Origin of the sequence: Cryobacterium sp. MLB-32, assembly GCF_000738085.1 — a bacterium.
Lineage (GTDB): Bacteria > Actinomycetota > Actinomycetes > Actinomycetales > Microbacteriaceae > Cryobacterium.
In genome coordinates this window covers 1-829 of record NZ_JPRS01000271.1, presented here as the reverse complement: position 1 = coordinate 829, position 829 = coordinate 1, and the positions used below count along the sequence as shown (strand labels likewise).

Genomic DNA, 829 nt, shown 5'->3' with positions numbered 1-829 from the left:
GACGGTGACACCGGTTCGCCGGGGAAGCCTCTCGAGCTGCGTCTGGTGGTCTCTTCTGTTAGTGGTCCCTGCACTGCGCCGGCTCTGACCTCAGACGGCCCAGCGACCGCATGTGACAGGGGCGGAACCATTACCTATGAGTTGGGAAAATCGCTGGGTACTGTCACACCGACGTCCGTAGCGCTCCCCGAGGTTCCAAGCTCGGCAGATTCGGTCCTCATTGAGCTGAACGAGGGTGATTCCGGCACGCTCGGCGAGGTTACCCGCGAGGCTATGAATAAGAATCTGGCCTTCGTCCTCGACGGCCGGGTCCTCTCCGCACCGCGGGTGATGAATGCCGTCACCACCGGCCAGATAGCGCTGGGGTTCGGTTCTGCTGCCGAGGCTGAGCAGGTTGCCGCAGAGATGAGTACGACCGCAACTCCCTAATGGCACAGGCCTGGCATACCCGTCGGTCGATGTAGGGAATCCTAAACGTTCTCGATCAACCAGCGAAAGGCATCGTCTGCGAGATCCCGATCTGAGAAGACTTCCCCAGTGATGCCCGCTCCGGTTGCAGCCATTGTTGGTCCTTCCCACACCTTGTTCAGCCCGGCGCGCAACGCGACCCGCGCCGAAGCAGGATTATTGGACAGGACGCGGGCCGTGATGGCAACTGAGTCATTCTGGGCTCGGACGGCAGCCACCGCACCGCGGGCGATTTCCGTAGCGAAACCTCGACCCCACGCGGCCGGGGAGAGACGATACCCGAGGTTCCAGACGAGTGCTGGAGTCATGTTCACTCCGCCCGTACCGATGAACGTGCCCGCTGTCAGAGCTTCGTTAGCTC

1 protein-coding gene and 1 pseudogene are annotated in these 829 nt (G+C 62.0%); one reads left to right on the top strand and one right to left on the bottom strand.

Features of this window, described 5'->3' with window-relative positions; all coding sequences use genetic code 11:
* Positions 1–429 (top strand): annotated as a pseudogene (locus JF66_RS24540) (hypothetical protein); the annotation flags it as partial.
* A 41-nt stretch (positions 430–470) separates the two neighbouring features.
* Here the strand turns inward: JF66_RS24540 and JF66_RS17430 are convergent.
* Positions 471–829: GNAT family N-acetyltransferase (locus JF66_RS17430; protein WP_035880010.1), on the bottom strand; the 359-nt coding region annotated here is incomplete at its 5' end.